Genomic DNA, 674 nt, shown 5'->3' with positions numbered 1-674 from the left:
CCCGGACGGCAGGTTCCAAACGGGGCTTTTGTGGTTTTGGTTATATTTTAGTGATCCACTGCGCTACCAGCACCTACCGGTACGCGAACGTGTTCGACTAGGTCTTTCACTTCTTGTGGTGTTTCTGCTGTTACTTTCGATACAGCGAACGCGACGATGAAGTTGAATAAGGCACCAATCGCACCAAATGCGTTTGGCTCAATGCCTAGGAACCAGTTGCTGCCCCAGCTTTCTAGGTAAGTCCAATCTGCGATGAATAGGATACCTTTGTGTTGGAACACGTAGAACAGAGTGATACTGATACCTGCAATCATACCCGCGATAGCACCTTCTTTGTTGATGTTCTTACTGAAGATACCCATCATCAGAGCCGGGAAGATGGAGGACGCCGCCAGACCGAAGGCCAGTGCTACCGTACCTGCCGCGAAGCCCGGTGGATGCAGACCCAAGTAACCTGCGACTGCAATGGCCACCGCCATCGAGATTCGACTCGCGAGCAGCTCTTTCTTCTCTGAGATATTCGGGTTAATTACCCCTTTGATTAAGTCGTGGGAAATCGCGGACGAAATCGCCAGCAATAGACCCGCAGCGGTTGATAGTGCGGCGGCTAGACCACCCGCTGCGACCAGTGCGATAACCCAGTTAGGTAGTTTCGCGATCTCAGGGTAAGCCTT

1 protein-coding gene is annotated in these 674 nt (G+C 52.1%); it reads right to left on the bottom strand.

Going from position 1 to position 674, the window contains the following annotated elements; translation table 11 throughout:
• Nucleotides 1–47: 47 nt before the first annotated feature.
• The coding region (locus R7Z50_RS27835) for a sodium:solute symporter family transporter (RefSeq protein ID WP_411979529.1) at nt 48–674 on the bottom strand (627 nt) is incomplete at its 5' end.

This window comes from Vibrio sp. 1249-1 (assembly GCF_033340495.1).
Note: the sequence above shows the minus strand (reverse complement) of the source record. Positions and strands in the feature narration are given on the sequence as shown.